This is a genomic window from Streptomyces fradiae ATCC 10745 = DSM 40063, from assembly GCF_008704425.1.
In the GTDB taxonomy this organism is placed as follows: Bacteria; Actinomycetota; Actinomycetes; order Streptomycetales; family Streptomycetaceae; genus Streptomyces; species Streptomyces fradiae.
This window is the reverse complement of the sequence record NZ_CP023696.1, coordinates 5,882,126-5,894,269: the sequence shown is the minus strand read 5'-3', so window position 1 is coordinate 5,894,269 and position 12,144 is coordinate 5,882,126. Positions and strand designations below refer to the sequence as shown.

Annotated in this window: 10 protein-coding genes and 1 pseudogene; 3 read left to right on the top strand and 8 right to left on the bottom strand. The window is 75.4% G+C overall.

Translation table 11 applies throughout. The features are described from left to right. Positions 1–5 precede the first annotated feature (5 nt). Positions 6–326: pseudogene (locus tag CP974_RS31070) on the top strand (hypothetical protein); the annotation flags it as partial. A gap of 894 nt (positions 327–1,220) precedes the next feature. After that, positions 1,221–1,727 carry a GNAT family N-acetyltransferase gene (locus CP974_RS25745; protein WP_037936788.1) on the top strand — a complete coding sequence of 169 codons (507 nt, stop codon included), beginning with the start codon at positions 1,221–1,223 and terminating at the stop codon, positions 1,725–1,727. 11 nt (positions 1,728–1,738) lie between these two features. Here CP974_RS25745 and CP974_RS25740 read toward each other — a convergent pair whose 3' ends face one another. Both CP974_RS25740 and CP974_RS25735 read right to left on the bottom strand, forming a co-directional pair. Next, a complete protein-coding gene (locus tag CP974_RS25740) occupies positions 1,739–3,382 on the bottom strand; it encodes an AMP-binding protein (RefSeq protein WP_031129196.1) in 1,644 nt (547 codons plus the stop codon). Further along, positions 3,379–5,154, bottom strand: a complete 1,776-nt coding sequence (locus CP974_RS25735) for an AMP-binding protein (RefSeq protein ID WP_031129197.1) — start codon at positions 5,152–5,154, stop codon at positions 3,379–3,381. Before CP974_RS25735 ends, CP974_RS25740 begins: the two co-directional genes overlap by 4 nt. A gap of 156 nt (positions 5,155–5,310) precedes the next feature. Here CP974_RS25735 and CP974_RS25730 point away from each other — a divergent pair, with 156 nt between their 5' ends. Continuing rightward, positions 5,311–6,171 (top strand): helix-turn-helix transcriptional regulator, encoded by an 861-nt coding sequence (locus tag CP974_RS25730; RefSeq protein ID WP_051839027.1) that lies wholly within the window; start codon positions 5,311–5,313, stop codon positions 6,169–6,171. Here CP974_RS25730 and CP974_RS25725 read toward each other — a convergent pair. The 6 genes from CP974_RS25725 to CP974_RS25700 all read right to left on the bottom strand — a co-directional run bounded on the left by CP974_RS25725 (position 6,168) and on the right by CP974_RS25700 (position 12,131). Beyond that, positions 6,168–7,075 (bottom strand): IS5 family transposase gene (locus CP974_RS25725; protein WP_107066988.1). Its coding sequence is split into 2 segments (ribosomal slippage): positions 6,168–6,730 and positions 6,730–7,075, totalling 909 coding nucleotides; the frame shifts between segments, so codons are not numbered across the junction. The two genes, CP974_RS25730 and CP974_RS25725, sit on opposite strands and share 4 nt — an antisense overlap. 202 nt (positions 7,076–7,277) lie before the next feature. After that, entirely contained in the window at positions 7,278–8,270 is a 993-nt protein-coding gene (trxB, locus tag CP974_RS25720; protein ID WP_031129202.1) for a thioredoxin-disulfide reductase, read from the bottom strand. Continuing rightward, entirely contained in the window at positions 8,260–9,588 is a 1,329-nt protein-coding gene (locus CP974_RS25715) for a S8 family peptidase (RefSeq protein ID WP_051839016.1), read from the bottom strand. Before CP974_RS25715 ends, trxB begins: the two co-directional genes overlap by 11 nt. Before the next feature lie 85 nt (positions 9,589–9,673). Beyond that, positions 9,674–10,132: a thioredoxin family protein gene (locus CP974_RS25710; protein ID WP_051839018.1), complete on the bottom strand. Its 459-nt coding sequence runs from the start codon at positions 10,130–10,132 to the stop codon at positions 9,674–9,676. Between the two features lie 77 nt (positions 10,133–10,209). Then, the gene (locus tag CP974_RS25705) at positions 10,210–10,551 is read right to left on the bottom strand and encodes a rhodanese-like domain-containing protein (protein WP_223844439.1); all 342 of its coding nucleotides are present in this window, start codon (positions 10,549–10,551) and stop codon (positions 10,210–10,212) included. Between the two features lie 197 nt (positions 10,552–10,748). Then, the gene (locus CP974_RS25700) at positions 10,749–12,131 is read right to left on the bottom strand and encodes a purine-cytosine permease family protein (RefSeq protein ID WP_078915372.1); all 1,383 of its coding nucleotides are present in this window, start codon (positions 12,129–12,131) and stop codon (positions 10,749–10,751) included. Positions 12,132–12,144 lie beyond the last annotated feature (13 nt).

The window sequence follows — 12,144 nt, the reverse complement described above, 5'->3', positions numbered from 1 at the left end:
GGACGATGGGCGGCGAAACGAAGGGGGCGATCGCCGTGGGAGAGAACGTGCCGGTGCGCTGCCCGGTCTGCCGCCGCGCGCACGCGTACACGCCACCCGTGTACCCGTGCGCCTGCGGGGCGCCGGTCACACCTCCGCTGATGCGCGGCGCGCCGCCCGAGCCGATCACGCACCGCACCTGGACCGACGAGTGGGTGACCGTGCGGTGCGGATCGTGCGGGCGGCAGGACCAGTGGCCGCAGCCGGAGTTGGGCTGCCCGTGCGGCACGGTGCTGCGCGTGCCCGTCCGGCCGGTGACCACGGCCGCCTCGCCGCACCGGCCGGTGCCGGGCACCGGTGGCGGCGGGGCCGCTCGCGGGGGCACGGCCGGTACGGTGCCGGGCCAGGCGCCGGGCGGCGGACCGGTACCGGGCGCGACCACCGGCGGGGCGGGCCGCAGGCCGGGCCAGGCACCCGGCGCGCCCACGCCCGCGCCCGCCGCACCGGGCTGCCCGGTAAACGGCGCGGTGGGCGGCGCGGTGGGCGGCGCGCCCGGCCACGGCGCCTCCCGCGCCGGTGCCTCCGGCCCCGCCGTCCCGAGCGGCGAGGCGTCCGGCACGTCCGCACCCGCTGCGCCCCGCTCCGGCACGCCCGCGACGGGTGCGCGGAGCGGGCCCGCGTCCGGCAGCCCCTCGGGCCCCGTACCGGCCGCGCCCGGCTCCGGTCCCGGTGCCCCCGCCGACCCGGCCGCCGAGCCGCCCGCGGGGCCGGGCGGCGCCACGGCCTCGGCCACGGGCCTGTCCGGCGTGCGGGCCGCCGCCCCGCAGCCGGGCCCGCACGCCGCCGTCCGCCCCTCCTTCAACCCCGTCACCATCCGCACCGCCCGCGACGTCGTGACGGCCGCCGCGCTGTACCTGCGGTGGCTGGGCTTCCGGGACGTCGTCCAGCCAGAGGAGCGGCGCTCGTCCATGTCGCCCGCCGTCGAGCTGCGCGGGCCGGGGCTGGTGGCGCAGGTCGACCCGACCACCCGCCCCGTGCCGCTGCGCGCCGTCGAGTGCCTGTGGCTGGAGGGGCTGGCCTCCTCCTCCGTCGCCGTCTACTTCTCCCTCGCCGGGTACGAGGACCGGTCCCGTGCCCGTGCGGACGGCGTCGGCCTGCCGCTGTTCGTCATGGACCTCACCGGCACCCCGCAGCCCGTGAACAGCCCTGCCGACGACCTCCTCGCACGGGGGGCGTGAGCGATGCTCCTGCGATCCGCCCGCCCCGAGGACCTGCCGCTCCTCCAGGAGATCGAGCGCGCGGCGGGCGAGCCGTTCCGGGCGCTCGGCATGGCCGCCGTCGCCGACGACGACCCCCCGCCGCTGGAGACCCTGGAGGCGTACCGGGCGGCCGGCCGCGCCCGCGTCGCGGAGCGGGCCGGGCGCCCCGTCGCCTACCTGGTCTGGGACGAGGTGGACGGCGCCGCCCACGTCGAGCAGGTCACCGTCCACCCGGACGCCGCCCGCCGGGGCCTGGGCCGCGCCCTGATCGAGGAGCTGGCGGCGGACGCGACGGCCCGCGGCGTGCCGGCGCTGACCCTGACGACCTTCACGGACGTGCCGTGGAACGCCCCGTACTACGCGCGGCTCGGCTTCCGGGTGCTCGCCGACACGGAGCTGACCGACGGGCTGCGCGCGATCCGGCGCGCGGAGGCGGACCACGGCCTGGACCGCTGGCCGCGTGTCTGCATGCGCCGCGACCTGCGCTGAGGGGCGGCCGGTCAGTCGGGGCGCCTGCCGTACCGCTCGCGCAGCTCCACCTTGCGCACCTTGCCGCTCACCGTCATCGGGAAGGCGTCCAGGATCTCCACCCGGCGCGGGACCTTGTAGTGGGCGAGCCGGTCGCGGCAGTGGGCGGCCAGCTCCTCGTACGTCGGCGGGTCGGCCGGGTCGCGCGGGATGACGCAGGCCAGGACCTCCTCGCCGTAGCGCTCGTCGGGGACGCCGACGACCTGCACGTCCGCCACCTTCGGATGGCCGTACAGGAACTCCTCGATCTCCCTCGGGTAGATGTTCTCGCCGCCCCGGATGATCATGTCCTTGATGCGGCCGACGATCTGGACGTAGCCGTCCTCGCGCATCACTGCCAGGTCGCCGGTGTGCATCCAGCGGCCGGCGTCGACGGCCTCGGCGGTGCGCTCCGGGTCGTCCCAGTAGCCGAGCATCACCCCGTACCCGCGGGTGCACAGCTCGCCCGCCTCGCCGCGCGGCAGGGTGGCGCCGCCGACCGGGTCGACGATCTTCACCTCGACGTGCGGCAGGACGCGGCCGACCGTGGAGGTGCGGCGCTCCAGGTCGTCGTCGCGGCGGGTCTGCGTGGACACCGGCGAGGTCTCCGTCATGCCGTAGCAGATGGACACCTCCGCCATGTTCATCTCGGCGACGACCCGCTTCATCACCTCCACCGGGCAGGGAGACCCGGCCATGATCCCGGTGCGGAGGGAGGAGAGGTCGTACGCGGCGAAGTCGGGCAGGTCCAGCTCGGCGATGAACATGGTGGGCACCCCGTAGAGGGAGGTGCAGCGCTCCTGTTCGACGGCGCGCAGGGTGGCGGCCGGGTCGAAGGAGGGCGCGGGGATGACGACGCACGCCCCGTGGGAGGTGGCCGCGAGGTTCCCCATGACCATGCCGAAGCAGTGGTAGAACGGCACCGGCAGGCAGATCCGGTCGTGCTCGGTGTAGCCGAGCGTCTCCCCCACGAAGAAGCCGTTGTTGAGGATGTTGTGGTGGGAGAGGGTGGCACCCTTCGGGAAGCCGGTGGTGCCGGAGGTGTACTGGATGTCGACCGGGTCGTCGCAGGAGAGCAGCGCCTCGCGGGCGGCGACCTCCGCCGCGTGGTGGGGGGCGGCGCGGGCGAGGAACGCGTCCCAGGAGGCGTCGCCGATGTGGACGGTCTCGCGCAGCGCCGGGCAGTCGCCCCGGACCTGCTCGGCCATCGCCCGGTAGTCGCTCGCCTTGTGGGCCAGGGACGCGACGAGGAGGCGGACCCCGGCCTGGTTGAGGACGTAGGCCAGCTCGTGGGCGCGGTAGGCGGGATTGATGTTGACCATGACGGCGCCGACGCGGGCGGTGGCGTACTGGACGAGCACCCACTCCGGGCAGTTGACGGCCCAGATGCCCACCCGGTCGCCGCGCTCCACGCCGGACGCGACGAGGGCGCGGGCCACCTCGTCCACGGCGGCGCCGAACGCGGCGTACGTCCAGCGGCGCCCGGACGCCACGTCGACCAGCGCCTCCCGGTCGGGGAAGCGCTCCACGGCGCGGGCCAGGTCGGCGCCGATCGTGTGGCCGAGCAGCGGCGTGCCGCCGGTGCCGTGCGCGTAGGAGAGGCGGGCGGAGGGAACGGGCGCGGACGGGACGGTCATCGGAAGTCCTCCTCGCGGTACTCGGCGGTCGATCCCTGCTCGGTGAGGCGGCGCAGCTCGACGCGGCGGATCTTGCCGGAGACGGTCTTGGGCAGCTCGGCGAACTCGATGCGCCGGACCCGCTTGTACGGGGCGAGGACCGTCCGGGCGTGGGCGAACAGCGCCTTCGCCGTGTCGGGGCCGGGCTCCCAGCCGTCGGCGAGGACGACGTACGCCTTGGGCACGGTGAGCCGGAGGGGGTCGGGGGCCGGGACGACGGCGGCCTCGGCGACGGCCTCGTGCTCGAGGAGGGCGCTCTCCAGCTCGAAGGGCGAGATCTTGTAGTCGGAGCTCTTGAAGACGTCGTCGCTGCGCCCCACGTACGTCAGGTAGCCGTCGGCGTCGCGGGAGCCGATGTCGCCGGTCCGGTAGTACCCGCCCGCCATCGCCTCCGCGGTGCGGCCGGGGTCGCCGTGGTAGCCGGCCATCACCCCGACGGGGGCGGCCGACAGGTCGAGGGCGATCTCCCCCTCGTCGGCGCCGGGCCGGCCCGTGGCGGGGTCGAGCAGTTCGACGCGGAAGCCGGGGCTGGGCCGTCCCATGGAACCCGGCTTGAGGGGCTGGCCGGGGCTGTTGGAGATCTGCACGGCCGTCTCGGTCTGCCCGAAGCCGTCGCGGACGGTGACCCCCCAGGCGCGCCGCACGGCCGCGATGACCTCCGGGTTCAGCGGTTCGCCGGCGGCGACGACCTCGCGGGGCGGGGTGCGCAGCGCGCTCAGGTCGGCCTGGATGAGCATGCGCCACACGGTCGGCGGCGCGCAGAAGCTCGTGACGCCGTGCCGGTCCATCTCGGCCATGAGGCGGGCGGCGTCGAAGCGGGTGTAGTTGTGGATGAAGACGGTGGCCTCGGCGTTCCAGGGCGCGAAGAGGTTCGACCAGGCGTGCTTGGCCCAGCCCGGCGAGGAGATGTTGAGGTGCACGTCGCCGGGGCGGAGCCCGATCCAGTACATCGTCGCGAGGTGGCCGACGGGATACGAGGTGTGGGTGTGCTCCACCAGTTTGGGGCGGGCGGTGGTGCCGGAGGTGAAGTAGAGCATCAGGGGGTCGGAGGGGTCGGTGGGGCCGTCCGGGGTGAAGTCCGGCGAGGCGGCGTACGCCTCCTCGTAGGGCGCCCATCGGGAGGCGCGGCCTCCGGTGCCGCCCGCGGCGCCGCCCCCGCCCGGGACGTCCGTCCCCGGGGCGCCCGGGGTACTCGGGGCGTCCGGGGTGCCCGGGGCCTGGGGTCCGCCGACGACGATCCGGGTGTACTCCCCCGGCACCTCGTCGAACTTGGCCGTGTCGGCGGCGCGGACGATCACGTGCCGGGCCCGGCCGCGCTCGACCCGGTCCCGCAGGTCCGCGGGGCCCAGCAGCGGCGTGGCCGGGATGACGACGGCCCGCAGCTTCATCGCCGCGAGGGCGGTCTCCCACAGCTCGGCCTGGTTGCCGAGCATGACGATGATCCGGTCACCGGCCCGTACGCCGTGCGTGTCGCGCAGCCAGTTGGCGACGCGGGCGGAGCGGGCGGCCATCTCGGCGAAGGAGAGCCGCGTCTCGGTGCCGTCCTCCTCCACGATGTGCAGCGCGGTCCTGTCGTTGCCCTCCGCGACGGCGTCGAACCAGTCCAGCGCCCAGTTGAACCGGGCGGGCCGGGGCCAGGTGAACCCGGCGTACGCCGCCGCGTAGTCCTCCCGGTGCCGTAGCAGGAAGTCCCGGGCGGCCCGGAACTCCTCGGTCGCGCCGCTACCCGACATCTGCGTCCTCCTCATTGCGGGACTGGTTCGCGCCATCGTGTAATCGGTGACGCAGGTCTCACTACCCCCGTACGGGGGTGAAGCGGCGGGGCGGGAGCGGTGCACGTGGGTGAACGGCGGAGTGACACGGCGGAGCTGCGGACGGCGCTGCTGCGGATGCGCCGGGCCACGGGGCTGCCGGTGGCGTTCGGCGGGCTGCTCGACGAGCGGCCGCGGGCGCCGCTGCGGATCGGGGAGCTGTCCGGCACCTCCTCGGAGGTGCTGCGCGGGCTGGCGATCCGCCCCGGCGGCGGTCTGGGCGGCCGGGCGATGGCGCTGGCCCGGCCGTGCGCGGTGACGGACTACCCGGAGGCGCGCCACATCAGCCACGAGTACGACGAGCCGGTCGCCGCGGAGGGCCTGCGGTCGGTGCTGGCCGTGCCGGTGGTGGTGCGGCGCCACGTGCGGGCCGTGCTGTACGGGGCGCTGCGCACGCCGCAGCCGCTGGGCGACCGGGTGCTGGACGCGGCGGTGGCGGCGGCGCGCGACATGGAGCAGGCGCTGGTCGTACGGGACGAGGCGCGCCGCGGCGCGGACCCGGTGTCCGGTACGGGCGGAGTGCGCGGCCCGGGCGGCGCGGGCGGGATGGGGGGCGGGCCCGGGGCGTGGGAGGCCGTGCGGGAGGCGCACGGGGAGCTGCGCGCGCTGGCCCCGCACATCGCCGACCCGGAGGTGCGGGACCGGCTGCTGGCGGCGTGCGGCCGGCTGGCCTCCGCGGCGGGCGGGGCGGTCCCCGGTGGGGCGCCGGGCGGGATGCCCGGTGCGGCGCCCGGCGGGGCGCCGGTGGTGCTGGCGCCCCGGGAGGTGGACGTGCTGGCGGCGGTGGCGACGGGCGCGACCAACGCGGAGGCGGCGCGGCGCCTGGGGCTGCGGCCGGAGACGGTGAAGGGCTACCTGCGGTCGGCGATGCGCCGGCTGGGCGCGCACACCCGGCTGGAGGCGGTGGTGGCCGCCCGCCGCGCGGGCCTGCTCCCCTAGGTCCTGTCTGACAAAGGATCTTGGTTGGGTTCGCGGAGCCAGAGGATGAGTGCGGCGAGGTGGACTCCGGCCTTGTAGCGGGTGGCGAGTTTGTCGAAGCGGGTGGCGATCGCGCGAAACTGCTTGAGGCGGTTGAAGCAGCGTTCGACCACGTTGCGGGCCCTGTAAAGCTCGCGGTCGAAGGCCGGGGGTCTGCCGCCGGCCTTCCCTCGCCGCAGACGGTTGGCCTTCTGGTCCGCCCGTTCAGGGATCACTGCCCGGATGCCTCTGCGTCGCAGGGACTGGCGGATCGCCCGGGACGAGTACGCCTTGTCCGCGACGACCGCATCGGGCCTGAGGCGGGGGCGCCCGGCGCCGGTCCGGGGCACCCTCAGCTCGTCCATGACCGTGTCGAAGACGGTGGAGTCGTTGACGTTGCCTGGCGTGACGACGACAGCCAGGGGCAGGCCCCGGCCGTCGCAGGCGAGGTGGAGCTTGGTGGTCAGCCCGCCACGGGACCGGCCCAGCGCCTGGCCAGCCGACGGACGTGCCGGATCTTCCAGTTCGTCCCCCGCCGCCGCCCCTTTTTGCGGGCACCGGCGGCGTGCTGATGGGCCCGGCTGATCGTGGAGTCGACCGACACGGTCCACTCCACGGCTCCGACGGAGTCGTCGCGAACCTGGGCCTGCTCGAGCAGGCGAGCCCAGGTTCCGTCCGCCTCCCAGCGGACGAACCGTTCATAGACCGTCTGCCACGGCCCGTAGCGTTCCGGCAGGTCACGCCACGGAGCACCGGTCCGCAACCGCCACAACACCCCGTTGATCACCTGCCGGTGATCCCGCCAAGGACGACCACGACCGTCAACACCAGGCAGCAGGGGCGCTATCCGCTCCCATGCCGCATCCGTCAACTCACCCCGACCCACCACAAGATCAATTATCAGACAGTGCCTAGGGGGCTGCCCCTGGTGGGGGCGAGCCCCTGGACGGGACGTTTCCGGCGCGAGCCCCGTACGGGCCGCCGCCCGTACGGGGCTCCCCTTCCGGCAGATCCCGGGCGGGCGGCGGCCCGCGGGGATCCCGGGCGGGGCCTCCCCGGGGGGTTCGCATCCGGCCGCGCGCGGGCGGCTACGCCCCCGTGCCCGGGAGGGCGGCCTCCCCGTACCGGGCGGACAGCTCCCGGTCGCCGAGTCCGCTCAGGTACCGCTCGGCGTCCAGCGCGGCCACGCATCCCGTGCCCGCCGCCGTCACGGCCTGGCGGTAGACGGGGTCGGCCACGTCGCCCGCCGCGAACACCCCCGGCACACCGGTGCGGCTCGACGGGGCCTCCACCCGCACGTACCCGGCGGCGTCCAGGGCGAGCCGGCCCGTGAACAGCTCGGTGCGCGGATCGTGGCCGATGGCGACGAAGAGCCCCGTGACCGGCAGCTCCTCCGTCGCCCCGGTGGCCGTGTGCCGCAGGGTCAGGCCGGTCAGGCCCGTGCGGGCGTCCCCGTGGAGGGCCGACACCTCCCGCTCGAAGGCGAAGGAGACCTTCGGGTCGGCGAAGGCGCGCCGCCGCATCACCTTGGAGGCCCGCAGCTCGTCCCGGCGGTGGACGACCGTCACCGTGCGGGCGTACCGGCTGAGGAACGTCGCCTCCTCCAGGGCGGTGTCGCCGCCGCCGACCACGGCGATGTCGTGGCCGCGGAAGAAGAACCCGTCGCAGGTGGCGCACGAGGAGACGCCGTGCCCGGTCAGTTCGGCCTCCCCGGGCAGGCCGAGTGTGCGGGCGCGCGTCCCGGTGGCGATGACGACGGTCCGGGCGAGGTGCTCGCGCCCCGTGCCGTCGACGACCCTCTTGACGTCGCCGGTCAGCTCGACGGCGACCGCCTCCGCTCCGAGCAGCTCGGCCCCGAACCGCTGCGCCTGCGCCGCCATGCCGTCCACCAGATCCGGCCCGCGCACACCCGCGGGGAAGCCGGGGTAGTTCTCCACCTCGGTGGTGGTGGCCAGTGCGCCGCCGCCCGCGGCGCCGAGCAGCACCAACGGGCGCAGGTCGGCACGGGCGGTGTAGAGGGCGGCGGTGTAGCCGGCGGGGCCCGAGCCGATGACGAGGACGTTACGGACGTCAGCGCTCACCGTCGGCCCCCTGCCGCGTGCCGCCGGACGGGCCGGTGTACAGCAGGAGGTCCGGGGAGTCCGGGCCCGCGTCCCGTATCCGGCCCTCGGTGGCGGCGGACCGGAGCGCCCGGTCGAGTTCGACCGGCGTCGTGGAGGGGTGCCGGGCCAGGTACACGGCGGCGGCCCCGGTCACCTCGGCGGTGGCGGCGGACGTGCCGGTCAGACTGGTGTACGCGGCGTCGCCGCGCGCGTCGGCCGTGGTGATGTCGGTCCCGGGCGCGAAGAGGTGGACGCAGTAGCCGTAGTTGGACCAGGCCGGGCGGGTGTCGCCGCGGTCGGTGGCGGCGACGGTGATGGCGGTGGTCTGCCGGGCGGGTGTCGTCTCGCAGGACTCGACGCCGCGGCCCGACGCGTCGCCGTTGCCGGCCGCGGCGGTGTAGGCGATGCCCCGGGTGGTCATCTCGTAGAGCTGGAGGTCGAGGACCGAGCCGGGTTCGCCGGAGAAGCCGAGGTTGACCACGGAGGGCCGGTCGGCGTGGGCGGTGATCCAGTCGACCGCGGACATGATGTGCTCCAGCGTGCCGGTGCCGTCGCAGCCGAAGGCCCGCACCGACCGCACGGTGGCGCCCTTGGCGACGCCGGTCCACAGCCCGGCGGCGGTGGCCGCCGAGGCGGTGCCGTGGCCGTTGCAGTCGCGGTCGCCGCCCGCGCGCCGCTCGACGGCGTCGTAGGCGCCGCGCGCCCGGCCGCCCGCGAACTCCCGGTGCGTGACGCGCACGCCGGTGTCGACGACGTAGACGTCCACACCGGTGCCGTAGCCGTGCGGCATGCGGTGGAGGTGGTCGAGCGGCAGGTCGCGCTGGTCGACGCGGTCCAGGCCCCAGGAGGGCGGGGCGATCTGGATCCCGCCGGACGCCGCGGGCCCGCTGGAACCCGCGGGCGTGCCGGGCACCGCGGGCGCGCCGGCCCGCGCCGGGGCGGGGCGGTGCTCCCCGGCGACCCGGTAGAGGCGGTCGGCGGAGATCGAGTCGACGCGGGGGTCCCGGTAGTAGGCGGCCTTCTGCTCCTCGGTCAGCGACACGGAGAACGCCTGGGAGGCGGCGAAGTAGACCCGGCGCAGCGTGCCGCCGTGGGCGGCGGTCATCTCGCGCGCCCGCCGCGTGACCGCCTCCTCGGTGGCCTCGGTGCCGTTGACCTCGATGATGTGGACGGTGGCGGCGGACGGCGCGGGCTCGGCGGGGGCCGCGGGGAAGGCGGGTCCGGCGGCCCATGGGGAGAGGGCCGCGAGGGCGGCGACGGCCGTCGCCGTCACGGTCCGCACCAGGGCGTTGTTCATGGGAAGGGCCTTTCGGGACGGTGTGGGGGGTGGGGTGGGGGTGCGGGCGTGCCGCCGCCGCGGGTGCGGCGGCGGCACGGGGGTGTCACAGGTTGTTCAGCCAGGTGCGCAGCGAGGCGGGACCGTCGAAGCCGACGTGGCGGCTGCCGGCCTCCGTGCCGTTCTGGATGTTCAGCAGGGCGGGGATGCCGCGCACCCCGTACCGCCTGGCCAGGTCGGGGTTGCGGTCGACGTCGACCTTCGCCAGCACCCAGGCGCCGTTGTCGGCGGTGTTGTACTGCCGGAGGTACGGGTCCTGCTTCTTGCACCAGTAACACCAGGACGCGGTGAAGTCGAGCACCACCGGCTTGGTGTGCGACCACTGCATGACCTGCTGGTAGTTGGCGGCGGTCACGTCGACGACGTTCGGGATGTCGGCGGCGGTGGTGGCGGTGGTGGCGGTGGCCTGGGACGCCGCCGGGGGCGACGCGAGCGCCGGGGCGGCGGCGCCGCCCAGGAGCATGGTGGCCGCGAGGGCGGCGAAGGCGAGTCGGTACTGCCTCATCGGGTTTCCCTTCGGTGGTGGTGCGGACGGGTGGCGTACGCGGGTGTAGGTGGGGACGGGGCGGGGCGCGCGGCCGGTCAGTCGGCGGCGGTACGCGTCGGCAGGCCGTGGGCGACCCAGTCCTCGATCCCCTCGCGGTACTTGCGTACGTCCGTGTAGCCGAGCGAGACGAGCCGCGCGCCGACGAGTTCGCTGTTGCGGCACGGGGTGTTCGCGCAGTACACGACTATGGGTGCGGCGCGGTGGGGCAGTACGGCGGGCGCGAGCTCGTCGGTGAGGCGCGCCGCCTCCTCGTAGGGGAAGCCCGGGATGTTGACCGCGCCGGGCAGGTGCTCGCGTGCGTAGTAGGCCGGCGGCATCGTGTCGACCACGACGACCTCTCCGGCGTCCAGCATGGCTTTCAGTTCGTCCCTCGTCACCAGGGGCAGCATGTGCGGCTCCGTTCTCGGTATCGGTGGGTGCGGGTCGGGTTCGGGGAGGGTCCGAGGCCGGTCCGGGTGGGTCCGGGGGCCGGTCCGGGTGGGTCCGGGGGCCGGTCCAGGGCCGTTCCGAGCCGGTCCGGTTGGGTCCGGACCGGGTCCCGCCGGGGCCCCGGTCGGGCTGCCCCGGCGCTCCGTCAGGCCGTGCGGTCGGGCACGGGGGCGTGCCGGGCGCGGACGCGTCGCCGCGCCTCCAGCGCCCGGCCCGCCACCGCGTAGAGGGCGAAGGCCGTCAGGACGGCGTTGACGGCGGGGATGCCGGCGTCCAGGTACTCGCCGGCCAGGGTCCCGGCCGCCCAGCAGACCAGGGACAGCGGGAGCCAGTCGGGGGCCGTGTCCGGCAGGCGGCCGGTGCGGCGGGCCTGTTCGAGGTCGGCGCGGTACCGGCGCACCACGTAGTACTCGGCGATGACGACCCCGGCCACGGGCGGGACGAGCACCCCGACGGTCTCCAGGAACCCCGCGAAGTCCTCCACGGCGCCCGTGGCGGACAGGGCGGTGCCGGCCGCGCCGATGACGAGGGTGACCCCCCGTCGGCTGATCCGGCGGCCCAGGAGCACGTCGGCGCTGTTGACGGCGGCGAGCGCGGACGAGTAGAGGTTCCAGTCGTTGATCTTCAGGATCGCCGTCGTGAGGATCAGGGTGCCCCACAGCCCCGACGAGGTGGTGATGATGCCGACGACGTCGGCGGTGCGGGCCGCGTGGCCCAGCATCACGGCGGTGAGCCCGATGGCGTACTCGCCCAGGGTGACACCGAGCAGCGTCTGCTTCACCACGTCGGAGGGGCGGCGGTTGAAGCGCGTCATGTCCGGGGTCATCAGCGCGCCCAGGATGAAGGCGCCCGCCACCAGCGTCGTGCCCTCGGCCAGGGACAGCACCGGCCCCGGCGGGGGCCCGGTCAGCAGGTCGTGCAGCGAGTGGCCGGCCAGCGTGTCCGCCACCGACCAGCCGGCCAGCAGGAGGAACGCCGGCACGGTCAGGTAGGCCGTCCACGCCATGACGGTGAAGCCGTGCACCGAGATGGCCGTGACGAGCGCGCCGCCCAGCAGGGCCCAGGCCCACTCGGGAGCCCATCCGGCCAGGTCGTGCATGCCCTGGGCGAAGACGCCGTTCTGGACCCCGAACCAGCCGGCCAGGCTGAAGGCCACCAGCAGGCCCACGGCGGCCGACCCCTTGCGGCCGAAGCCCGACCAGCGGGCCAGCACCGAGGTCGACACGCCCTCCCGCACTCCGGCGACGCCGAGGAGGATGGTGACGACCTCCAGCATCACGGAGCCGACGGTGATGGCGATCAGCGCGTCGGTGAAGGTCATCCCGTAGCCCAGCACCGCGCCGACCATGAACTGCTGGAAGGAGGAGACCTGTCCGAAGCGCTGCACGGCCACGGAGAACCAGGAGCGGCGCGCCTCCTCGGGCACCCGGGTCAGCGAGTAGTCGTCCGACGCCTCGTCATGACCGGGCCGGCCGGCCGTTCGGCCCGACCCGGCCGCTCCCCCGCCGCGCCGGCCGCCCGGTCCCATCGCTCCCCCGCCG

Coding starts and splice junctions, on each gene's coding strand:
- CP974_RS25710 (WP_051839018.1), bottom strand. CDS start 10,132: ATGAGGCAGTACCGACTCGCCTTCGCCGCCCTCGCGGCCACCATGCTC.
- CP974_RS25740 (WP_031129196.1), bottom strand. CDS start 3,382: ATGACCGTCCCGTCCGCGCCCGTTCCCTCCGCCCGCCTCTCCTACGCG.
- CP974_RS25730 (WP_051839027.1), top strand. CDS start 5,311: ATGCGCCGGGCCACGGGGCTGCCGGTGGCGTTCGGCGGGCTGCTCGAC.
- CP974_RS25700 (WP_078915372.1), bottom strand. CDS start 12,131: ATGGGACCGGGCGGCCGGCGCGGCGGGGGAGCGGCCGGGTCGGGCCGA.
- CP974_RS25735 (WP_031129197.1), bottom strand. CDS start 5,154: ATGTCGGGTAGCGGCGCGACCGAGGAGTTCCGGGCCGCCCGGGACTTC.
- CP974_RS25715 (WP_051839016.1), bottom strand. CDS start 9,588: ATGAACAACGCCCTGGTGCGGACCGTGACGGCGACGGCCGTCGCCGCC.
- CP974_RS25745 (WP_037936788.1), top strand. CDS start 1,221: ATGCTCCTGCGATCCGCCCGCCCCGAGGACCTGCCGCTCCTCCAGGAG.